Annotated in this window: 18 protein-coding genes; 5 read left to right on the top strand and 13 right to left on the bottom strand. The window is 64.9% G+C overall.

Annotation, left to right across the window (positions count from 1 at the left end; translation table 11 throughout):
• Positions 1–117: 117 nt before the first annotated feature.
• The gene (locus tag OVY01_RS04360) at positions 118–789 is read right to left on the bottom strand and encodes a Crp/Fnr family transcriptional regulator (protein ID WP_267845919.1); all 672 of its coding nucleotides are present in this window, start codon (positions 787–789) and stop codon (positions 118–120) included.
• 228 nt (positions 790–1,017) lie between these two features.
• On the opposite strand from OVY01_RS04360, the gene OVY01_RS04355 reads away from it, so the two are divergent.
• Positions 1,018–1,800 (top strand): YoaK family protein, encoded by a 783-nt coding sequence (locus OVY01_RS04355; protein WP_267845917.1) that lies wholly within the window; start codon positions 1,018–1,020, stop codon positions 1,798–1,800.
• 434 nt (positions 1,801–2,234) lie between these two features.
• Here the strand turns inward: OVY01_RS04355 and OVY01_RS04350 are convergent, their stop codons facing one another.
• A complete protein-coding gene (locus OVY01_RS04350) occupies positions 2,235–3,914 on the bottom strand; it encodes a tannase/feruloyl esterase family alpha/beta hydrolase (RefSeq protein WP_267845915.1) in 1,680 nt (559 codons plus the stop codon).
• Between the two features lie 346 nt (positions 3,915–4,260).
• Here OVY01_RS04350 and OVY01_RS04345 point away from each other — a divergent pair, with 346 nt between their 5' ends.
• On the top strand, positions 4,261–4,692 hold the full coding sequence (locus tag OVY01_RS04345; RefSeq protein WP_267845913.1) for a hypothetical protein: 432 nt from the start codon (positions 4,261–4,263) through the stop codon (positions 4,690–4,692).
• Between the two features lie 10 nt (positions 4,693–4,702).
• Here the strand turns inward: OVY01_RS04345 and OVY01_RS04340 are convergent, their stop codons facing one another.
• Positions 4,703–6,265 carry a methyl-accepting chemotaxis protein gene (locus tag OVY01_RS04340; protein ID WP_267845912.1) on the bottom strand — a complete coding sequence of 521 codons (1,563 nt, stop codon included), beginning with the start codon at positions 6,263–6,265 and terminating at the stop codon, positions 4,703–4,705.
• A 98-nt stretch (positions 6,266–6,363) separates the two neighbouring features.
• Positions 6,364–7,023 (bottom strand): hypothetical protein, encoded by a 660-nt coding sequence (locus tag OVY01_RS04335; protein ID WP_267845910.1) that lies wholly within the window; start codon positions 7,021–7,023, stop codon positions 6,364–6,366.
• Positions 7,024–7,473: 450 nt separating this feature from the next.
• Here OVY01_RS04335 and OVY01_RS04330 point away from each other — a divergent pair, with 450 nt between their 5' ends.
• Positions 7,474–8,610: a porin gene (locus OVY01_RS04330; RefSeq protein WP_267845908.1), complete on the top strand. Its 1,137-nt coding sequence runs from the start codon at positions 7,474–7,476 to the stop codon at positions 8,608–8,610.
• A gap of 17 nt (positions 8,611–8,627) precedes the next feature.
• On the opposite strand, the gene OVY01_RS04325 is transcribed toward OVY01_RS04330, so the two are convergent.
• The 3 genes from OVY01_RS04325 to ahpC all read right to left on the bottom strand — a co-directional run bounded on the left by OVY01_RS04325 (position 8,628) and on the right by ahpC (position 11,486).
• Positions 8,628–8,828 carry a hypothetical protein gene (locus OVY01_RS04325; RefSeq protein WP_267845907.1) on the bottom strand — a complete coding sequence of 67 codons (201 nt, stop codon included), beginning with the start codon at positions 8,826–8,828 and terminating at the stop codon, positions 8,628–8,630.
• Between the two features lie 297 nt (positions 8,829–9,125).
• Positions 9,126–10,721 (bottom strand): alkyl hydroperoxide reductase subunit F, encoded by a 1,596-nt coding sequence (gene ahpF / locus OVY01_RS04320; RefSeq protein ID WP_267845905.1) that lies wholly within the window; start codon positions 10,719–10,721, stop codon positions 9,126–9,128.
• A gap of 201 nt (positions 10,722–10,922) precedes the next feature.
• Entirely contained in the window at positions 10,923–11,486 is a 564-nt protein-coding gene (ahpC, locus tag OVY01_RS04315; RefSeq protein WP_267845903.1) for an alkyl hydroperoxide reductase subunit C, read from the bottom strand.
• 202 nt (positions 11,487–11,688) lie between these two features.
• On the opposite strand from ahpC, the gene OVY01_RS04310 reads away from it, so the two are divergent.
• A complete protein-coding gene (locus OVY01_RS04310; RefSeq protein ID WP_267845901.1) occupies positions 11,689–12,756 on the top strand; it encodes an AI-2E family transporter in 1,068 nt (355 codons plus the stop codon).
• A 170-nt stretch (positions 12,757–12,926) separates the two neighbouring features.
• Here OVY01_RS04310 and OVY01_RS04305 read toward each other — a convergent pair whose 3' ends face one another.
• On the bottom strand, positions 12,927–13,100 hold the full coding sequence (locus OVY01_RS04305; RefSeq protein WP_267845900.1) for a hypothetical protein: 174 nt from the start codon (positions 13,098–13,100) through the stop codon (positions 12,927–12,929).
• A 382-nt stretch (positions 13,101–13,482) separates the two neighbouring features.
• On the opposite strand from OVY01_RS04305, the gene OVY01_RS04300 reads away from it, so the two are divergent.
• The gene (locus tag OVY01_RS04300) at positions 13,483–13,806 is read left to right on the top strand and encodes an ecotin precursor (RefSeq protein ID WP_267845899.1); all 324 of its coding nucleotides are present in this window, start codon (positions 13,483–13,485) and stop codon (positions 13,804–13,806) included.
• Positions 13,807–13,880: 74 nt separating this feature from the next.
• On the opposite strand, the gene OVY01_RS04295 is transcribed toward OVY01_RS04300, so the two are convergent.
• From OVY01_RS04295 to OVY01_RS04275, 5 genes are all read right to left on the bottom strand, one after another.
• Positions 13,881–15,122: a DUF2863 family protein gene (locus OVY01_RS04295; protein WP_267845898.1), complete on the bottom strand. Its 1,242-nt coding sequence runs from the start codon at positions 15,120–15,122 to the stop codon at positions 13,881–13,883.
• A 204-nt stretch (positions 15,123–15,326) separates the two neighbouring features.
• Positions 15,327–18,044: an aconitate hydratase AcnA gene (gene acnA, locus OVY01_RS04290; RefSeq protein WP_267845897.1), complete on the bottom strand. Its 2,718-nt coding sequence runs from the start codon at positions 18,042–18,044 to the stop codon at positions 15,327–15,329.
• Between the two features lie 113 nt (positions 18,045–18,157).
• On the bottom strand, positions 18,158–18,700 hold the full coding sequence (locus OVY01_RS04285; RefSeq protein ID WP_267845896.1) for a hypothetical protein: 543 nt from the start codon (positions 18,698–18,700) through the stop codon (positions 18,158–18,160).
• A gap of 186 nt (positions 18,701–18,886) precedes the next feature.
• Positions 18,887–19,891, bottom strand: a complete 1,005-nt coding sequence (locus OVY01_RS04280; RefSeq protein WP_267845894.1) for an HpcH/HpaI aldolase/citrate lyase family protein — start codon at positions 19,889–19,891, stop codon at positions 18,887–18,889.
• A 146-nt stretch (positions 19,892–20,037) separates the two neighbouring features.
• A complete protein-coding gene (locus OVY01_RS04275) occupies positions 20,038–21,021 on the bottom strand; it encodes a malate dehydrogenase (RefSeq protein ID WP_267845892.1) in 984 nt (327 codons plus the stop codon).
• Positions 21,022–21,074 lie beyond the last annotated feature (53 nt).

The raw sequence follows: 21,074 nt of genomic DNA, 5'->3' as shown, positions 1-21,074 counted from the left end.
CATGGTCAATCCCTGCGAAGTTGCCCCTGCGTAGAACGACCCGCGCGCCGACGCCCGCGAGATTGGTGGGATGGACGTCCACCAGACCAGGCCGAATCTTTCCAGCCGGCCGGACGCTCAGGCATCCAATCCGCTGAACGACGCCAGTTTGTCCAGGTCGAGCAACCGGATCTGGCGCGGCCCGACGCGCAGGATGGCGGCCTCGCTTTCCAATAGGTGCAACGCCCGGCTGATCGATTCGACCGATAGCCCGAGATAGTCGGCGATGTCCTGGCGCGCCATCGGCAGACAGAGCGGGTCGGCCGGACTTTTCAATGCATCCCTCAGCCAGAGCAGAAAGCCGGCGACGCGGGCATGGGCGGCGTTTTCCGCCAGCGTGATCGCATGGTGCTGCGCATCGCGCAGGTCGTGGCAGAGCTTGAGCACCAGGCCGACGCTGAGCGTTGGATCGTGGGTGAGCGTGTCGCGCAGCGCATCGATCGGAATCCTGTAGGCGACGACCGGACTCAGGGTCTCGGCGGTGGCGATATACGCGCCGTGCGTGCTCAGGCCGAGCAGGTCGTTCGGAAAGAGAAACGCCGTGATGTGCCGGTTGCCGTTCGCCAACAGTTCGTAGGTGAGTACCGCGCCGCCGACGATGTTGTAGACGCAGTCCGCGGACTCGCCCTGGCGGTAGAGCACCTGGTGCGCGGGCAGGCGGACCAGTTCGGAGATGCCCGCAAGCGCGTCCTGCGCCTGCTCGGTCAGCAGTTCCCGCGCCGCGGGGTGCGGGCTTTTCTCGAACGGCAAGGCGACGATCGACGGTCTGAGCCGACCCTTCGCTATCCGTAAGTTTTGCGGATTCGGATGCGCCATGGGTTCGCACGACCTCGCTTTTCATAGATGTGTCGGCAACGATTCTAACGTATATCAATATCTCCATAGGACTGTCCAGCGTTCGAGCGTTACGGCCGCGCCATTCGACCGGGCGGTCACCGGGCCCGGCAGGTAAGATCGTATAAAACCCCACGGACCGCCATGCCCGTTCCTGCATCGACACCCGCCACGTCTCCCGTCACGTCTCCCGTCGCGCCGCCCTTGTTCGTGTCGCTGCGGCGCGTCATCGCGCTGGCCGCGATCGCCGGCTATGTCGAAGTCATCGGTTTCCTGGATATCGGCGGCGTCTATCCCGGCATCATGACCGGCAACACGGTCGAGCTTGGCCTGACGTTCGCGCGAGGTCAGTGGCCGCGCTTCTTGCTGATCGGCCTCGCGGTGGCGTTGTTTTTCATCGGCGGCATCGTCGCCAGCCTGTTGAAGCGGCATCTGCGCCGGCCGGGGGTCGAACTGGTCGTGGCGGCGGCGGTGCTGGTGGCAGCGAGCGTGGTCCGGCTGCGTGCCGGGGCGGGCGTGCCGCTGGAGCTGCCGTTGCTCGGCCTGGCGATGGCGATGCAGGGAGAAACCGTGTCGACATTCGGCGGGGTGTCGATCCAGACCATCGTCGTGACGAACAATATGGTGAAGTTCAGCGACGCGCTGGTCGGACGCTATCTCTCGGGCTGGTTCGGCCGGCGGCCGGGCGAGAAGGTCCCCTCGCTGGGCGAGGTGTTGCTGCCCGGTCTCGCCTGGCTCTTCTACGGTCTGGCGGCCGGCGTGGGCGCGCTCGCGGCCGGCTTGCGTCTGCCCCTGCTGGCGCCGGCTGCGCTGCTGGTGCTGGTGGCCGGCGATCTGTTGCTCACGGGGCAGGACGCGCCGAAGTCCGAGCCACGGCCCGCGCCGTCATCCATCGCCGGCGACGCACCGAAGCGCGAACGGGTGTGACGCACCTTTGCAGGCAAGGCTGTTTCCGGGATCGGGAAGGGGCTGTCGCCCTATAGTCCGGTCGCCCTATAAATCGGCAGGGGCATCGCGCCGCGTCAATGGTGCCGCAACGGCGTTGACTCCGTCACGACGAGCTGGCGGGCAGGAAGCCATTCGCTGCCGTCGCCCCGGGGCCAGTGGACCAGCGCTCGGCCCCACGGACTGATCGCTTCGACGCGTCCGTCCGTGTGGATGAGGCTACCGAAGTGCAAGTGGTTCACGCGCGCACCCATGACGACGCCGCGCGCGGGAGGATTCAGCCAACGGCCAATTGCTGCAATAAGGTTGCCCATGCCAGGCTCCGCTTCTCAAATTGGATCTCTGCATGGTGTCATATCCTCGGGATGGCAAAAGCCTGAACAAAAGGCGTTTTCCGGCTGTTTCCGGTGCGGATGTCACGCCGCCGGACTGCACACGAAGCTGCTCGCGGCATTGACGTCGCCGCCCGCGTAGCGGACCCACGACGGATAACGGCACAGCGGCCGGGTACGGCCGAGCGTTGCCGTGTTCAGATCGCTCATCGTGAGCGCATCCGGCGTGACGCCGCGCTCCACCCACGCCTCCAGCGCGGGCAGCGAGTCGATCGCCGGGTCGAACGGGCCGGTGCCATGGCCGACGCCCGGCAACTGGAAGTAACGCACGAAGCCGTTGACGCGTGTTTTCCCGAAGCGGGTGACCAGGGTGTCGTAATACGCGGCGCTCGAATCGGTGCTGACGATTTCATCGGCGAGGCCGTGCGTCATGATGATCTTGCCGCCCCGGGCCTGGAAGATCGCGAGATCCGGATTGGTGGCATCGGTCAGCGCGGACAGCAATTGCACGCGGGATTGATAGGTGCCGGGGCTGACGGGGTCGATCGACAGCGAATCGATCGTCGCGTCGCGGGTCAGGAAATACTTGACCCATTGATCGCCCGTCACCCATTGGTTCGCGTCGGCCTTGGTCGCGGGATTCGCCGGTTGCGCGCGGGTGCCGAGATCGCGCGTGGTGTAGGGTCCGGCGAAGACCGATCCGGCGAGCAGGTTGTAGCCGGGGTAGACGGTCACGCCATTGGCGAGCGGATAGGGCAGGACCAGGGGCGCGGCGATCGTGTCCACCGTGGCGATCTGCGCGTCGGACAGGCAGGTGTCGCCGGCGTCCACGCCACCGGCGCAGCGCAGCGACGCCAGGATCGCAGCGGATTGGGCCTTGCAGGCCGGGACATCGGCGATCAGGCCGTCGGTCGCGCCGTCGAGCGCGTCGCAGCGGGCCATCACGGCGTTTTCCAGCAGCACGGTCTTCGCCACGTCGAGCCAGCCCACGCCATTGTTCAGATAGAGCGCGCGGCCCAGGCGCACATTGCTCAGCCGCAGGCCGGTATAGGCCAGGGCCGGCCGGTTGACGACGATGCCGTCGTAGTCCAGGGGCCAGCGCTGGATCGCGCTCAGGCCGTCGCGGCCGCCGGTCGAGCTGCCGAAGAAATAGGTATGGGTGGGCTGCGTCGCGTAGCGCGCGAAGATCAGGGCGCGGGCCACATCGTGAGTTTTCTTCAGATCCAGGCCGCCATAGTTCGCAAGCTGTTCGTCGTTCTGCGCGAAGGTGCCGTTGGTGATGCTCGAACTCTGATGGCCCGAGTCGTCGCCGAACGTGACATAGCCCCGTTCGAGCGGCGTGGCAGAGCCGGTGGGTGCCATGTCGAGCGCCGCGACGCCGGTGATCAGGGTGCCGTCGAAGCCGCCGCCGCCGTATTGCAGCGCCCGGTGGTTCCAGTGGGTCGGCAGATTGACCTGAAAGGTGATGTTCTCCGCGGTGGGATCGACCGGTGCGATCGTGCCATTGATGCGGCAGTACTCGGCGCCACCCTCGACCAGCGTGGCGGCCGTGACGACCGCCCCGGTCGTCGGCTCGCCGATCGCCGCCGCCGGCAGGCGCGCGCCGAGCAGGGCCGAGCAGGCGGCGGTGGGCGTTTTGGCCTGCGAGCTGGCTTTGACCAGGGCCGCGGCGGCGGCGAGTTCGGAGGGTGTGGTGCTGCCGCCGCCGCACGCGGCCAGGCCCAGCGTTCCGGCGATCAGGACCGGGATCGGGTGGATTCTCATCGTGTCTCCTTCCTTGGAGTGACCCGGCCGCCTGCGGCGCCCGTGTCCCCGTTTATTCATGTTATGGAATGGTGCGCTCCCAGATTACGAATTGTTACGCGGAAAGTACAATACATACGAAACCCATGTCGCATACGTCATGGATATCGCAGGGCGCACGCAAGGCGTCATACGGCGTTGAAGCAGCGTCGAAGCGATGGCGGGGGTTCAGCGGCATGCGGGATCGAATCGCGAGATCGGGGTGTCAGCCGGCGCGGGCGTTTTGAACGATCATGGGAAGGTACATTCCCCGCGCGGCAGGCGGCAGCGCGGCGCGACCTTTTCCCCGCCACCGAAGGATCTACCCATGTCGAAGAAAACGAGTTGGCTCGCGGGCGTTTTGCTCGCCCTGGCGGTGGGCTTGCCGCTGTCCGCGCTGGCGCAAGGCAGCCCGGCCGCGACCGGTGCGTCGCCGCCCGTGCCGGTAGGCGACGGTACCTTCCTGCTGACCATCTTCCTGCGGCACGACGAATCCAGGCCGCTACCCAGGATCAACCAGCAGCTCGCCGAGCAGGGCTATTTCAAGACGTTCCCGCCCCCCGGCGTACAGGTCGTGTCGTGGTACGTGATGATGGGCATCGGGCAGGTGGTGACGTTGCGGGTCCCCGCGGAGAAATTGCGCGAGGTCAACCGCGCGATCGAAACGACCGCATGGGGCGGCTATCGCACCGAGTTCTATCCGACCTACGACTACAGGGCGGTCGCGCAGAAGATGCACGAGGACGCCCTGGCGAAATAGCGCGCGACGTTCAGCGTGTGCGGAACACGCCCACTGCGGTGCGCAGTTGCCGGGACTGTTCGTCCAGCGATTGCGCCGCCGCCGTCGTCTGCTCGACCAGCGCGGCATTCTGCTGCGTGCTTTCGTCCATATGCGATACCGACCGGCCGACGCCGTCGACGCCGCTCGCCTGTTCGGCCGAGGCATGCGCGATATCGTTGACGATGTCGTTCACGCGCCGCACCGAACTGAGGATTTGCGCCATGGCTTCCGCCGCGCCGTGAATTTCGGTGGCACCGGTGTGCACGCGCTCGACCGAGGCACCGATCAATCCCTTGATCTCCTTCGCGGCGCTGGAGGAGCGTTGCGCGAGCGAGCGCACTTCCGTGGCCACCACCGCGAATCCCCGACCCTGCTCGCCGGCGCGGGCGGCTTCGACCGCGGCGTTCAGGGCGAGAATGTTCGTCTGGAAGGCGATGCCCTCGATCACCGAGGTGATGTCGGCGATCTTGTTGGACTCCGCGGTGATGCCCGCCATGGTACGTACGATGCCCTGCACCATCGTGCTGCCGCGCTCGACCTCGGTCGCGGTGGTGGTCGCCAGCGTGCGAGCCTGTTGCGCGCTGTCGGCGGTATTGCGCACGGTGATCGCGACCTGTTCCATCGACGCGGCGGTCTGTTGCAGCGACGAAGCCTGTTCCTCGGTACGCTTTGCCAGGTCGGCGCTGCCCTGGGCGATCTGACCGCTGGCGGTGGAGACGCCGTCCGCATGTTCACGCACATCGTCGACCACGGTACGCAGCGCAGTCTGCATCCGGCCGAGCGAGGCGAGGATACTGTCGGTGTCGCCGGTACGCAGGTTCAGGGGCAGCGCCAGATTGCCGTCGCCGATCGCCGTCGTGATCCGCTTCACGTCCTGCGGCTCGCCGCCCAGCGCGAGCGTGATATGACGCGTGATGCGCCAGGCAATGACCGAACCGAGCAGGATGGCGGCGATGCTCAGGCCAACCATCAGATACTGGAAGTTCACGCCGACACTGCGCGCCGCCGCGGTCTGCGTGCTGTTCAGCCCTTCCTCCATGTCGATGAAGCCGTTGATCGAGGCGAGCCATTCGATGAAGGCGGGGCGTGCCTGCGCGAGCACGAGCGCGATGGCTGCCGGGGTCTCGCCGCGCTGTTGCATGGCGATCGCCTGATGCACCAGCGGCATGGTCCGCGCTTCGGCCGCCTTGATCTTCTGCAACTGTTCCTGCTCGGCCGGGGAGACGCCCGTGCCCGCGGCGAACAGCCGATCCATCGGCTCTGCGGATTGCTGGTAGACCGCTTCGAGTTGCGCGATGTGGTCGACCACCGTGGGCAACTCGCTCGCCGGCACGAGCAGGATGTCGCGCACGGCGATCGCGCGATCGTGCACGCTGCCGCGGAAATTGATCGCGTAACGTTCTTTCACGCCATTGACGTCGTTGATCGTGATCAGACTGTTGTTGATCTTGTTGACCTGAACGATGCCGACCCCCGTCAGCACCACCAGCGAAAGCAGGAGCGTGGCGAATCCGGTTGCGATCCTGGACGCGAGTGTCGATTGAAAGAACATGCGAGTGATTCCTCTTGATGTCTACCGTATTTTACGGTTCCTCTATAGCGGCAGATCGATCCCGAACTTGAGCATCAACCTGATGCGGAATCACACCGTCAAAAACGATAGCTGATGCCGATCTGTACCACCGGGTAGAGGCGATAGTGCTGGATCGTGTCGCGAATCTTGTTCTCTTCGTCCACCACGGCCGAGCCGCCCAGCACCGCGAGCGCTTCGGGTCCGGAGAAGCTCACCCGCGGCCGGCCGTAGGCGACGCCGATGTCGGCGACGAAGCCCAGACCCTTGCTGACCGGCTTGTGACCGAAGCCCAGACCCAGATAGGGCATGACCGTGGGAAAGCGCGCCTGCATCGACACCGTCTGGCCGGCCAGCAAGGCTGCCGGGAAACGCGTGCCGTCGAGCGAGTAGTAGCCGTTCTCGGGCACCGCGTCGCTTTCGAGGCGGTCGCGGTTGAACAGCGCGCCGGTGGTGACCCGAAAACCGCTGCCGGCGAACGGGAACAGGTCCAGATACAGGCCCGCGTGCCGTACGTGCATCGTGCCGTGGAACTCGTTGTCGCCCGCATGGAAGTCGTGGGTCACGTTGAAACCGTCGATATCGGTATGCAGGCCCGCCCAACTGGTCAGACCCAGCGCCGCGCCGATGCCGCCGCCTTGCGTGCCGCCTTGCACAAACACTTCCTGCGCCATCGCGGGGGCAGCGCTGACGATCGCGGCGGTCATCGCGCCGAGCGCGATTCCTTTCAGGTAATTCACGTTACGGTCCTCTTGGGGAGTGCTGCGTGGGGTTACGCAACGTGACTGTAACGATTCGAGAAAAAAACCATCCGGGGATCAAAACGGTATTTCTCGGTCATTTCCCACGGTCTGCGCGCCGCCTTTTGTCCGGCGCGCGGGATCGCCACGTGTTTTCTGCGTTGCGATGCCGGGCAAAGGCGATCCACAGGACATGACGTCACGCATAGAAACGTTGGTTTTTCGTCACTTTCACGAACTTGCGCGTCTTCCGCAATATGACAGTGCGTAACGGTGCATGACGACGATGCGCGTCGCACCCCATTTCGCAGGGGGTTGTCCGGGTCTGCGTTACACGGCTGCAAGCTGCGAACGATTGGTAATCGATTGCCGATCCCGGCCCTCTCGTCACGCGTGGCCCGGCACGGTGTAATGGCTCCGTTCGAAACCCTGTATTTCTGGAGAAATGGCATGAAGAAGTCCCTATTGGCCCTGGGTGTGCTCGGTACGATGGCCGGCGCCGCGCACGCGCAAAGCAGCGTGACCCTGTACGGCTTGATCGATGCGGGCGTGACCTACACGAACAATTCGGCGGGCAGCAAGAACTTCGCGATGACGAGCGGCGCCGTCAATGGCAGCCGCTGGGGCCTGCGCGGGTCGGAGGACCTGGGCAACGGCCTCAAGGCCATCTTTGTTTTGGAAAATGGTTTCAGCATCGCCAATGGCACCATGGGCCAGAACAGCCGTGAGTTCGGTCGTCAGGCCTATGTCGGCCTGTCGAGCACCCAGGCGGGTACGGTCACCCTGGGCCGGCAATATGACTCCGTCGTCGACTACATGGGCCCGATGTCGCTCACGGGAACCGGTTCGGGCGGAACCTACTTCGCGCACCCGTTCGACAACGACAATCTGGACAATTCTTTCCGGATCAGCAACTCCGTCAAGTACCAGAGTGTCGATTACAACGGCTTCAAATTCGGCGGCCTGTACGGGTTCTCGAACGACGCGGACGGCTTTGCGACGAATCGGGCCTACAGCGCGGGCGCATCGTACACTTTCGGCGGCTTCAACGTTGCCGGTGGCTACCTGCAGTTGAACAACTCGGGCACGACGCTCAATTCGACCGGCGCGGTGTCGTCCGACGCGACCTTCACGGCGGCACGTCAGCGCACCTTCGGCGGCGCGATCAATTACGCATTCGGTCCGGCGGTGGTGGGATTTGTCTATACCCAGACGCATCTGGACGGCGCGACCGGCATCAGTGCCTCGTCCTCGGGCACGACCAATGGCCTGACGCTGAGCAACGGCAGCGCGCGGTTCACGAACTACGAAGCCAACGTACGCTATAACCTGACACCCGCCTGGTCATTGTCGGCGGCTTATACCTTCACCGATGCGCATCTCGACGGCGTGGATCCGAAGTACAACCAGGTGGGCGTGCAGACCGCGTACGCGCTGTCCAAGCGTACCGACGTCTATATGGAAGGGATCTACCAGCACGTCAGCGGCACCGGCGACTCGGGCCTGACGGCGAGCATCAACGGTTTGACCGCGTCCTCGACGAACAGCCAGGTTGCGGCGACCGTGGGTATTCGTCACCGCTTCTAGGCCGGTGCCGGGACGCGTCAGATCAGGTCGATCACGCGGACCAGAGAGAACAACGCTTCCTGGCGTTCGGCGTCGGATTCGTCGAACGCCAGGGTGACGACGTCGGCGATGGCGCGGGCCTTGTGTTCGAGGAACAACTGCTGGCGCTCGGGTTGCCGGCGCAGGCAGCTCAACAGGTTCAGGGACGCAATCGCCGTGTCAAGTGAGGTCTGTCGCATGATGGATTTCAACGTGGCGGAAAGGCCGGACCCGACCATCGCGAAGGTCGCTGGGGCTCGCGATGGGACTTGCGCGGTGGCTCGCGTAGTGGCTCGCGCTGTGATTTGGTTAATTTGATTCATCAAACATAGGATGGCAAACCTATTAAGTGAATAGGATGATTCCTATAGGATGAAGAAATCTCGGCCCCCGTCAAGTGCGCCACATGCCCAAAAAAAAGCCGGCCTTCGCAGGAAGACCGGCTTTTTCACGGCTGCGCTACCCCCCCGGATGGCGGGGTGTCGCGGCTTCGGCGATCAGGCTGCGACCGCTTCCTTCACGGCCGGGGCCGTCTCTTCGCTGTCCGAGTGACGGATCAGGTGGTCGAAGGCGGACAGCGCGGCCTTCGCGCCTTCGCCCACGGCGATCACGATCTGCTTGTACGGCACGGTCGTCACGTCGCCTGCTGCGAACACACCCGGCACGGATGTCTGGCCCTTGGCGTCGACCTGGATCTCGCCATGCTTGGACAGTGCCACCGAATCCTTCAACCACTCGGTGTTCGGCACCAGACCGATCTGCACGAAGACGCCTTCGAGCGCGATGTGCTTCGTCTCGCCGGAACTGCGCTCCTTGAATGCCAGGCCATTGACTTTCTTGCCGTCGCCGGTGATTTCGCTGGTTTGCGCATTCATGATGATGGTCACGTTGCTCAGACTGCGCAGCTTCTTCTGCAACACCGCGTCGGCGCGCAGCTCGGTGCCGTATTCGATCAGCGTGACATCCGAGACGATGCCCGCGAGATCGATCGCCGCTTCCACGCCGGAGTTGCCGCCGCCGATCACCGCGACGCGCTTGCCCTTGAACAGGGGCCCGTCGCAATGCGGGCAGTAGGCCACGCCGTGGTTGCGGTATTCGCGCTCGCCCGGAACGTTGATCTCGCGCCACCGCGCGCCGGTCGCCAGGATGACGGTCTTGCCGGTCAGCACGGCGCCGTTCGCCAGCTTGATCTCGATGTTCTTCGGGCCCTTCACGAGACTCTCGGCGCGCTGCAGGTCCATGATGTCGACGTTATAGCTCTTGACGTGCTGCTCCAGCGCCGCCGCGAATTTCGGTCCCTCGGTTTCCTGCACGGACACGAAGTTCTCGATCGCCAGAGTATCCAGCACCTGACCGCCGAAGCGCTCGGCGACCACGCCGATGCGGATGCCCTTGCGCGCGGCGTAGATCGCCGCGGCCGCTGCGGCCGGTCCGCCGCCCACCACCAGGACATCGAACTGTTCTTTCGAGGCCAGCGCCTCGGCCTTGCGGGCCACCGCCCCTGTGTCGAGCTTCGAGAGGATTTCCTCGACGCTGGTGCGACCCTGGCCGAAGACCGCGCCATTCATGTAGACGGTGGGGACCGCCATGATTTCCTTCTTCTCGACTTCGTCCTGGAAGAGGGCGCCGTCGATCGTCACGCTGCGAATGCGTGGGTTGATCAGCGCCATCACGTTCAGTGCCTGAACGACTTCCGGACAGTTCTGGCACGACAGCGAGATATAGGTTTCGAACGCGAAGTCGCCATCCAGATTGCGGATCTGCTCGATCACATCCTGTTCGAGCTTGATCGGGTGGCCGCCGACCTGCAGCAGTGCCAGGACCAGCGAGGTGAACTCGTGTCCCATCGGGATTGCCGCGAAGCGGATGCCGACATCGGCGCCCGGACGGTTGATCGAGAAGGACGGCTTGCGGTGCTCGTCGTCTGCCCGCTCCGTCACGGTGATATGAGCCGACAGGTCGGCGATTTCGCGCAGCAACCCCTGCAGCTCGAACGACTTCTCGCTGTCGTCGAGCGATGCGACGATCTCGATCGGCAGCGTGACCCGTTCGAGATAGCCCTTCAACTGATTTTTGAGATTTGAGTCGAGCATGGCTTGTGAAATTCCGTGAGAATGATGAAGCGAGGCACAGGACGAGGGCCGCGTTCGGGCGCTACGCGCGGGGCGGCGCGCCCGGGGGGCCCCTGGACGGTTCGTCCAAGGTGGCGATGGCCGGCTGTTTTCCGGCCGGTTCGTCCGGCCGAACTGCTGCGCCGGACTATCGCGTAGACTGCGTGTTGCGGATCGCGACGATCAGATCTTGCCGATCAGGTCGAGGGACGGCGTCAGCGTGGCTTCGCCTTCCTTCCACTTCGCCGGGCAGACTTCGCCCGGGTGGGCGGCGACGTACAGCGCGGCCTTGACCTTGCGCATCAGTTCGCTGGCGTCACGGCCGATGCCGTTGTCGTGAATCTCGGCGACCTTGACCTTGCCTTCCGGGTCGATCAGGAAGGTACCGCGATAGGCCATGCCTTCTTCGTCGATCAGCACGTCGAAATTGCGCGACAGGATGTGCGTCGGGTCGCCGATCAGCGGGTAGGTGATCTTGCCGATGGCAGGCGACGTGTCGTGCCATGCCTTGTGCGCGAAGTGGCTGTCGGTCGAAACGCCGTAGACTTCGACGCCCAGCTTCTGGAACTCTGCGTAGTGGTCGGCCAGGTCTTCCAGTTCGGTCGGGCACACGAACGTGAAGTCGGCAGGGTAGAACGCGACGACGGACCATTTGCCCTTCAGGCTTTCCTCGGTGACGGGAACGAACTTGCCGTTATGGAAAGCGGTCGCGTTGAAAGGCTTGACTTGCGAATTGATGATCGGCATCTCTTTTCCGTTTGGTTGAAGTTAAACGTGATTCGATGGACACAGTATGTGCCACCGGCTCCCATTTTAAAAGTTAATTAAATAAAATGAAACGATTGTTTTTGACTATCGCGGATCGGGGTATTTCTGCCCTGCAAACGCCTCGATCCGGCGTCGCCGGCATGCCCTTGCGCACAATCCCATGCCGTGCGCCGGAGGCCGTATGAGCGACGCGGACATGCCGCACACCGAGGCCGTCCACCGGCAGCATACCGCGCTCAGCGTGCTTTATGCAGCGTTGACCGTGCTCGCGATATGGGTTGTGCATGAATTCGTGCCGGCCGTTTTGTGGGCCGGCGTGCTGTCGATCGCGCTCTGGCCCCTGTTCGAACGCATTGGGCGCTGGCCGGTGCTGCAGAGCCGGCCACGGCTGGTTGCCGCGGTCCTGGTGGTGTTGGTGGCCATCGTGTTCGTGGTGCCGCTGGTTTTCGGCGTGGCGAATCTGAGCGGCGAGATCCACAATTTTTATGGACAGATGCAGTCCATCGAGCGTGACGGCCTGCCGCCGCCCGACTGGCTGGCGAAGTTGCCCTTCGGCTCGCAGCAGGTCACCGCCTGGTGGCGCGCCAATCTTGCCGATCCGCATTCGGGAGGGGCCTTGCTCGGGCGCCTGCCACGCGGCTCGCTGTTGATGTACGGCAGCCATTTCGGCAAGCAACTGGTGCATGCGCTGGTGACGTTCGGCTTCATGCTGATGGTGATGTTCTTCGTCTTCTCCGCCGGCCCGACTTTGCGCGTGCAATTGCTGCGCGCGGCGCGACGCGCCTTCGGCGACGATGGCGCGAGCCTCGCCACCCGGATGGCGATCTCGGTGCGCGGCACGGTGAGCGGCCTGGTGCTGGTCGGATTGGGCGAAGGCGTGCTGCTCGGCGTGGCGTACTTCTTCACGGGCGTGCCGCATGCGGTGCTGCTCGCGGCACTGAGCGCGGTCGCGGCGATGCTGCCGTTCTGCGCGCCGGTGATCTTCATCCTCGCCGCGCTCTATCTGCTCGCGCAGGGCTCCACGGTCGCGGCGATCGTGCTGCTCGTGGTGGGTGTGGTGATCGTTTTCGTCGCCGAGCATTTCATCCGGCCGATGCTGATCGGCGGCTCGTCGCGGCTGCCTTTTCTACTGGTGCTCTTCGGCATCCTCGGCGGTTTCGGGACCTTGGGCCTGCTGGGCCTGTTCGTCGGACCGGCCCTGATGACGATCCTCATGGTGCTGTGGCAGGACTACGCGCAGCGAAAGTAAACGCGGAACGGGACGCCCGCTGGGGCGCCCCGTTCTGTGTATCGCATCATGCTGTCGCGTTACGCCATGTCACGCGCCGCGTGGCGTGGTCCCGCACATTTGGCGGCGGGCAGGCTCACGTCGGGGCTACCAGCGGGCTGCCGGCGTCAGCATTGGGTGTGAAGTCCCGCTCAGGCGAGGTGCGGCGCGCCCGGCACCGCAACCGCGCCGTGCGGGCCACCGCCGCCATAACCGCCGGGACCGCCGTGGCCACCGCCGCCCCAGCCCGGGGGCGGGCCCCACCAGCAACCGCCCAGGGTGCTGGCCGCCACGACGATCGCAGTCAATGTCAGGAATTTACGCATACCATTCTCCTTGTGTCTTACAGGGTCAGCATCTACGAGGTGCAGCGAGCGCCGCTGCAACGGGTCTTGGAAGACCGATGGGCGAACAATAGCAGCGCGCGATGCCGCGGTTGCTACAGTTGGTAACAATCGCAACCAGTTCTGTCTTCCTGTGCCCGGTGCCGCGGCAGTACTTTCCGGATCCACCCAGAGTGTCCGCCGCGCGGCGCGCTCATGGGCAACACGCGCGGGTACCTGTCGTGGCTGCGCCGATACAAACGGACATACATGAGGCTGGGACGTAATGTGATGTAATGAATCCCTACACAATCGTACGGTGAATTGCTGGAGAATGATTTCCATGCGCTTCCGTACAAGCGTGGTGGTTTCAGGAGTCCAGGAAATGAAAAAAATTGCGATGGCACTGATGTTGGCGGGTGGGATGGCGGCAGCCGGACAGGCGAGCGCGCAGGGCTGGCATGGCGGCGGCGGGGGGTGGGGCGGTGGCGGCGGGGGTTATGCCGGCGCGGCCGTCGTCGGCGCCGTCGCGGGCCTGCTGGTCGGTTCCGCCGTGGCGAGCGCGCCACGTCAGCAGGTGATCTATGCCCAGCCGGCTTATGCCCAGCCGGTCTACGCCGCACCGCCGCAGTATTGCTACGATGCCTATGGCCGTGGCTACGCGTGCGCGCCGCCGGTGCCGGTCTACGGCCCGCAGCCGGGCTGGTGATCCTGCCTCACGGGCAGTAGGCCCAAAGGAAAAAAGCGCGTCGACCTACCGGTCGACGCGCTTTTTTCATGGTTTCAATGGAAATGCTGCTGCGCGGGTTCCGCGTCCTCCGGCATCTCCGCATGCACCACTTCGCCCACCGGGTCCGCATACAGCGGCACGCCGCAATCCTCGCAGTAGTCGGGATCGAAGCGTCCGGGGTGGCGCCGGATATCGGTCACCCCCGTCTCGCGCAGCAGGCCGACGATGGCTTCGAGCGGAGCATCCGGGGGCGGCCCGTCGCCTTCCTGCAACGCCGCAGCATCGGCCTCGGCATCGCTTTCCCGGCCGTAGAGCGGCCAGACCACTCCATACAACACCGCATTGCTGCCCCGGCGGGTGAAGCCGACACGGTATTCGTCCACGTGCTGTTCGCCAAAGCCGCCCACCACCGCACGCAACTCGCTCGCGCTGGTCTGCAGCGTTTCCTCGAGATAGCGCACGGCCGTGCGGATCGTGTGGGGCCGGATGCGTTCGTCGGCATCGCGGCATGCCGAATGATAGGCGTCCGGCAGCAGGCATTCGAATTCGCAACCCGGCAGGACGTTGGCCAGGGTGGGGCCGGCCTGATCACGCCATTGTTCGAGACAGTGGACCCGTTCGATACGCTGTCCCCGCGCTGCCTCGTCGCTGCCGCTGCCCGTTTCCTGCCAGTGAAACAACGCGGCACCCGCGGGCGCGGCGATCACGCCGAGCAGGAAGCGAGGATCGGCCAGAATCGGCGCGCTCTCCGGCATGCCACCGGAACCCACGCGCGGCGGGGCGCCACTCAGGGCGGACTGCGCGAGCTGCTGCGTCAGACGGAACGCATCCGTATGCGCCCGCGGCAACTGGTCGATGCTGTACAGATAGGGAACCAGCGCGACACGCGTGCCGGCGGCGGCCAGATGGGCCTGGAACTGATTGGCGATGGCGTCGAGCGCATCGCGCTTCAGCGGTCCGGACGGAATCAGAAAACGCGTCCAGGCGAGAATCGGCGCGGCCACCAGGACGACGTCCCAGAGCTGGCCTTCGTGTTCGATCTGCACCGATTCGCTCTGCGTCTCGGCGAGATCGGCCAACGCGCCATAGGCTTCGGCGTGCTTTTGCTGTAGCTGGTCGAGCGCCGCGTCGAGCGTCGGCTGCTGACCGGCACGCAGCAGCCGGGTGAGCAGGGCGTCGAGACGATTTTCCCAGAAGCGGTCTTCGACTCGGCTGCCCGAGGCATACAGGGCCAGCGACAGACCGACCAGCTTTTCGGCGTCGGCGGGAATTCGTTTTGCGGTACGCGGGCGCATGACTGAGAGGTTCGTTCCTATAGGCTAACCTCGTATTTTAATCCTAACCGCGCATAGGGGTTTTCTTTTCCCGCCATCGCGCCGTCCGTGGCGATGCTTGCCAGGGCAGGCGCCCCGTCCCCGGAATGCAAACGACCCGGCGAGCCGGGTCGTTTCGTGTCGCGGCCGCCGTTACCGCCTTCGGGGCGGTTGCGGCATGCGGGCTCAGGCAGCCAGCAATTGGCGCAGAACGTACGGCAGGATGCCGCCGTGCTTGTAGTAATCGACTTCGATCGGCGTATCGATGCGCAGCAGAACGCCCGCGCGATCGGTCTTGCCGTCGGCGCGATGGATGACCAGCGTCACTTCCTGCTGTGGCACGAAATTGTCGCCCAGACCTTCGATATCGTAGGTCTCGTCGCCGGTGATGCCCAGCGATTGCGCGCTCTCGCCGTCCTTGAACTGCAGGGGCAGCACGCCCATGCCGACGAGGTTCGAACGGTGGATACGCTCGAAGCTGCGGGCGATCACGGCTCTCACTCCCAGCAATTGCGTGCCTTTCGCCGCCCAGTCGCGCGAGCTGCCCGTGCCGTATTCCTCGCCACCGAAGACGATCGACGGCGTGCCGCTCTCGACATAGCGCATCGCCGCGTCGTAGATCGACAGCTGTTCGCCGCTCGGTTTGTGAATCGTCAGGCCGCCTTCGATGCGCACGCCTTTCTCGTCCAGCGGAATCATCAGGTTCTTGATCCGCACGTTCGCGAAGGTACCGCGCATCATCACTTCATGGTTGCCGCGGCGTGAGCCGTAACTGTTGAAGTCGACCTTCTTCACGCCGTTCGCCTTGAGCCAGACGCCGGCCGGCGAGCTTTCCTTGATCGAACCCGCCGGGCTGATGTGGTCGGTGGTGACCGAATCGCCGAAAATGCCGAGCGCGCGCGCGCCGGTGACGGGCGCGATCGACGCTGCCGGGGTCATGCTGAAATCGTCGCCGAAGAACGGCGGCTCGGCGATGTAGGTCGACTTCGGCCAGTCGTAGACCTGGCCGTCCGCGCCTTCGATCTTGCTCCAGAGGTCGCCTTCCTCGGTCAGCTGCGAGTAGTTCTTGCGGAACACCTCGGAATTGAGCGCGAATTTCAGCAGCGACTGCACTTCCTCGCTGGTCGGCCAGATATCGCCGAGGAAGATGTCCTTGCCCTCGGCATTGCGCCCGACCGGCTCGGTCATGAGATCGCGCGTGATGTTGCCGGCGATCGCGTAGGCGACCACGAGCGGCGGCGACGCGAGGAAATTCGCGCGGATGTTCGGGTGGATGCGCGCCTCGAAGTTCCGGTTGCCCGACAGCACCGCCGCCGCAACGATGTCGTTGGACGTGATGGCCTCGTTCAGCTCCGGCGTCAGGTCGCCGGCATTGCCGATGCAGGTCGTGCAGCCATACGCAGCCAGGCTGAAGCCAAGCTGGGTCAGGTAGGGCAGCAGGCCGGTGGCGGTCAGGTACTCGGTGACGATGCGCGAGCCGGGGGCCAGCGACGTCTTGATGTGCGGCGCGACCGTCAGGCCCTGCTCGACGGCCTTCTTGGCCAGCAGGCCGGCGGCCAGCAGCACGCTCGGGTTCGACGTGTTGGTGCACGAAGTGATCGCGGCGATCAGGATGTCGCCGTTGTGCACCGAGATGCCGTCCGTCGTCTTGTACGCCTGGTCGAGCTGCGCGGCGGCCTTGGCGAAACCGTTGTCGGCCACGGGCTTGGAGAACAGGTCCGTGAAGGTGCTCTTGACGCTGCCGATTTCGATGCGGTCCTGCGGACGCTTCGGGCCCGCCAGCGACGGCGTGACCGTCGCCAGATCGAGACTCACGACCTTGGTGTAGTCGATCGAGCCGGAGGCCTGAACGCCATACAGTTCCTGCGCCTTGAAGTAATTCGCGAACGCGGTGATTTCTTCCTGCGTGCGGCCCGTACCCTCGAAATAGTCGATCGTCTTGTCGTCGACCGGGAAGAAGCCCATCGTCGCGCCGTATTCCGGCGCCATGTTGCCGATCGTCGCGCGGTCGGGCACCGAGAGGGACGCCGTGCCTTCGCCGAAGAATTCGACGAACTTGCCGACGACCTTCTCGCGGCGCAGCATCTCGGTGATGGTCAGCACGAGATCGGTCGCGGTCACGCCTTCGCGCAAATGACCGGTCAGTTCGACGCCGACGACGTCCGGCGTCAGCAGATACACCGGCTGACCGAGCATGCCGGCCTCGGCCTCGATGCCGCCCACGCCCCAGCCCACCACGCCGATGCCGTTGATCATCGTCGTGTGGCTGTCGGTGCCGACCAGCGTGTCGGGATAGTAGACGCTATCGGCGCCGTCGGCACGTTTGTGCACGCCGCGCGCCAGGTATTCGAGATTGACCTGATGGACGATGCCGATGCCCGGCGGCACGACTTTGAACGTGTCGAAAGCCTGCATCCCCCACTTCATGAACTGATAGCGTTCCTTGTTGCGTTCGAACTCGAGCTTCATATTGAGATCGAGCGCGTTTTCCTGGCGGAAGTAGTCGATCTGGACCGAGTGGTCGACCACCAGATCGACCGGCACCAGCGGCTCGATCGACTTCGGCTCCTTGCCGGCGCGCTGGGCGACGCCACGCATCGCCGCGATGTCGGCGAGCAGCGGCACGCCGGTGAAATCCTGCAGCACGACGCGTGCGACGACGAAGGGAATCTCGTCGGTCCGCTTCGCGTTGGGCTGCCAGCGAGCGAGTTGCTCGATATGTTCCTCGGCGACCTTCTTGCCGTCGAAGTTACGCAGTACCGACTCCAACACCAGGCGGATCGAGACCGGCAGGCGCGACACGTCGATCCCGAGCGATTTACCGAGCTGTGGCAGCGAATAATACTTGCCGGTGCCGGCGCCGCTGTCGAATTCCTTGAGCGTTTGGTGGAGATTGTGGGCCATGGTTTGTCCTTGGTGTTGACGCGTCGTTACCGCGTGTCTCGAGGGGAGGAGTGGTCCGCGGCCCGGTTCCCGCGGAATGCGGGGACCGGGTGCGGTGCCTTATTTTTTGTGCGTTACTTGTTGGGCAGCAACTCGTTCGCCTGCGTCGGCGCGGGAGCGTTCTGTTCCAGCATCGCCGTCGTCTTGCATTCGTCGGCCAGGCGGGTACGGTCGCCGCGGTCGTTGAACAGCATGGCCTTGACGGGAATCACCACCAGATCCATGCCCGATGCGGGATCGTAGAAACGGTCCGCGCCGGTCGTGGTCGGCACGCGCGGCAGCTTGTAGTTGCGGCCGTCCCAGAACAGCGTGAGGATCTGGTCGCGCTTCATGTCGCCGGCCAGGAAGAGGTTGGCGTTGTCGTCGCAGCGCCATTTCTCGGCGCCGGCGGGCATCGTCGCGGCAACCGGCGCGGCGGCGACGGCCGTTTTGCGGCCAGCGTGGCGCGAGGCGCGGCGTTCGCTCTTCTTCACGGTTTTCTGGGGGGCTTTCTTCGGGGCTTTTTTCTTCGCCGCCGCTGGGCCGGTAATGGTGATCTGCGCGAATGCCTGCGTGGAGAATCCGCTCGCTGCCAACATGCAGGCGCCGGCGAGAACTGCGGCCATCACTTTCTTCATTTTCAAAATAACCTTTCAGATGTGTCGTTTGAGAGTCGTGCCACGGGGGAGCATCGAAGCCCGACAGGCGCCGCGGAATGCGGAGCCAGGCCGGTGTTTCCGAACGCAGGCGCTATTCTGGCGCATTCGGTGCCCGCTCTCTTGAAATTTGCGTGCCGCCGGCCCCGGAGCGTACGCCAGGCGTTGTCATTGCGCATCGTCGGCTGCCGGAAAAAAGTCCGCGGCGCGCGGCGGTAGCGGCCGGCCCGCCCGCCGCGCGCGCCGCAGGACCGACCAGTAATAGCGGTAACTGGCGCGATCGTGCAGGCGGTCCCGATGCCGGATCGGTCCCCAGCCGGCGCGCGTCGCGGCATCGAGAATGTCGGTGGCCAGCGCGATGTCGTCGTCGTGAGGCGCGAACGCGGCGACGATCGGCGCGACCTGTTCCGGGTGGATACTCCACATCCGCGTGAAACCGAATTGATCGCGTGCCCGGCGCGCATCGTCGGCGACGGCGTCCGGATCACGCAAGGCGGTGCTGACATTGTGCGAGGGCACCTTGCCATGCGCATGGCATGCCGCGGCAATGGCCAGCTTCGCGCGCATCACCAGCGGGTGCTCGAATTGTCCGGGGGAGCGCATGGCGCTGTCCGGAATCGCGCCGTGGTGGGCGGAGACGAAATCCATCAGGCCGAAGCTCAGCGCCTCGACCGGCGGCAACGCGGCGATCGCCGCCGCGTCGGCCAGCGCGCCGTGCGTCTCGATCAAGACGTGGATGGGAATCGCACGGCCGATGCCGGCATGGCACCGCGCCGTTTCGACATACGCGCACATCTGCGCGGCCTCGGCCACGCCGCGCACCTTCGGCAGCGTAATGTAAGCCGGCGCGCGTCGCGCGTGCTGCAATACGATGCGCACGTCGTCGCGCCAGGCGGAATGGCGAAAATCGTGGATTCGCAGGCCGACGCGGCCGTGCGCGTTGTCGCTGCCGTCCAGCAGCGACGCGGCCATTTCGGCGTGCGCCGCTTCGTGGCCCACCTCGGCGCCGTCCTCGCAGTCGAGGGTGACGTCGAACACCGGGCCCAGTTGCCGTTGCAGCGCGAGCGAACGGCGCATCAGCTTTTCGCTGCCCGCGTAATGATCGCAGGCCGGCAGCAGGATGGGCGGCGCATCGCCGTCGTACAGCACTTGAGCGGGTTGCAGCACGCGCATGGCGTCGGCTCGACAGCTCGGCCCGGGATGACCGCGTGCCGCCTTGGGCGGAGAGGGGTCACATGGCGGAGCACCAGGCCCGTTCGGGCCGAATTGCGCCGCCGCGCCGGCGAACCGGGCGGCGGCGCTCCGTTCACCTGCGGCAATCAACCCAGCAGATGCTTGACGCCGTCCTGCTCTTCACGCAGTTCATCGAGTGTCTTGGCGATCTTTTCCTTCGAGAAGGCGTCGATCTCCAGGCCCTCGACCAACTTGTACTCGCCATTCTCGGTGGTCACCGGCATGCCGAAAACGATGTCTTCGGGAATGCCGTAGGCGCCCGACGACGGAATGCCCATCGTGACCCACTTGCCCTGGCTGCCCAGTACCCAGTCACGCACGTGATCGATGGCCGCGTTCGCCGCCGAGGCCGCCGACGACAGACCGCGCGCCTCGATGATCGCGCCACCGCGCTTGCCGACGGTCGGAATGAAGACGTCGTTGTTCCAGGCGTCGTCGTCGATCAGCTGTTTCAGGCCCGCGCCGTCGGCGGTCGCGAAACGGATGTCCGGATACATCGTCGGCGAATGGTTGCCCCAGACGATCAGCTTCTCGATGCTGGCGACCGGCTTGCCGGATTTCGCCGACAACTGCGACAGCGCGCGGTTATGGTCCAGGCGCAGCATCGCGGTGAAATTCTTCTTCGGCAGGTCCGGCGCGGATTTCATCGCGATGTACGCGTTCGTGTTCGCCGGGTTGCCCACCACCAGCACCTTCACGTCGCGGCTCGCGACCTCGTTCAGCGCACGGCCCTGCACCGTGAAGATCTCGGCGTTGGCGCTGAGCAGATCCTTGCGCTCCATGCCCTTGCTGCGCGGCCGCGCGCCCACCAGCAGGGCGATGTCGGCATCCTTGAACGCAACCTTCGGGTCGTCCGTGACGACCACGCCCTGCAGTAGCGGGAATGCGCAGTCTTCCAGCTCCATCACCACGCCCTTCACCGCGCCCTGTGCCTGCGGCAGGTCGAGCAGCTGGAGGATGACCGGCTGGTCGGGGCCGAGCATCGCGCCGCTGGCGATGCGAAACAGCAGGGAATAACCGATCTGACCGGCGGCGCCGGTGACGGCGACGCGCTTCGGGGCATTAGCCATGAAAATCTCTCCAAAAACGGGCATGGGTGGGCGTTTTCCGAGGCCGGCCAGCG

Source organism: Robbsia betulipollinis, assembly GCF_026624755.1.
In the GTDB taxonomy this organism is placed as follows: domain Bacteria; phylum Pseudomonadota; class Gammaproteobacteria; order Burkholderiales; family Burkholderiaceae; genus Robbsia; species Robbsia betulipollinis.
This window is presented reverse-complemented; position numbering and strand designations above follow the sequence as displayed.

Coding starts and splice junctions, on each gene's coding strand:
- OVY01_RS04355 (WP_267845917.1), top strand. CDS start 1,018: ATGCCCGTTCCTGCATCGACACCCGCCACGTCTCCCGTCACGTCTCCC.
- OVY01_RS04350 (WP_267845915.1), bottom strand. CDS start 3,914: ATGAGAATCCACCCGATCCCGGTCCTGATCGCCGGAACGCTGGGCCTG.
- OVY01_RS04345 (WP_267845913.1), top strand. CDS start 4,261: ATGTCGAAGAAAACGAGTTGGCTCGCGGGCGTTTTGCTCGCCCTGGCG.
- OVY01_RS04340 (WP_267845912.1), bottom strand. CDS start 6,265: ATGTTCTTTCAATCGACACTCGCGTCCAGGATCGCAACCGGATTCGCC.
- OVY01_RS04330 (WP_267845908.1), top strand. CDS start 7,474: ATGAAGAAGTCCCTATTGGCCCTGGGTGTGCTCGGTACGATGGCCGGC.
- OVY01_RS04325 (WP_267845907.1), bottom strand. CDS start 8,828: ATGCGACAGACCTCACTTGACACGGCGATTGCGTCCCTGAACCTGTTG.
- ahpF (WP_267845905.1), bottom strand. CDS start 10,721: ATGCTCGACTCAAATCTCAAAAATCAGTTGAAGGGCTATCTCGAACGG.
- ahpC (WP_267845903.1), bottom strand. CDS start 11,486: ATGCCGATCATCAATTCGCAAGTCAAGCCTTTCAACGCGACCGCTTTC.
- OVY01_RS04310 (WP_267845901.1), top strand. CDS start 11,689: ATGAGCGACGCGGACATGCCGCACACCGAGGCCGTCCACCGGCAGCAT.
- OVY01_RS04305 (WP_267845900.1), bottom strand. CDS start 13,100: ATGCGTAAATTCCTGACATTGACTGCGATCGTCGTGGCGGCCAGCACC.
- OVY01_RS04300 (WP_267845899.1), top strand. CDS start 13,483: ATGAAAAAAATTGCGATGGCACTGATGTTGGCGGGTGGGATGGCGGCA.
- OVY01_RS04295 (WP_267845898.1), bottom strand. CDS start 15,122: ATGCGCCCGCGTACCGCAAAACGAATTCCCGCCGACGCCGAAAAGCTG.
- acnA (WP_267845897.1), bottom strand. CDS start 18,044: ATGGCCCACAATCTCCACCAAACGCTCAAGGAATTCGACAGCGGCGCC.
- OVY01_RS04285 (WP_267845896.1), bottom strand. CDS start 18,700: ATGAAGAAAGTGATGGCCGCAGTTCTCGCCGGCGCCTGCATGTTGGCA.
- OVY01_RS04280 (WP_267845894.1), bottom strand. CDS start 19,891: ATGCGCGTGCTGCAACCCGCTCAAGTGCTGTACGACGGCGATGCGCCG.
- OVY01_RS04275 (WP_267845892.1), bottom strand. CDS start 21,021: ATGGCTAATGCCCCGAAGCGCGTCGCCGTCACCGGCGCCGCCGGTCAG.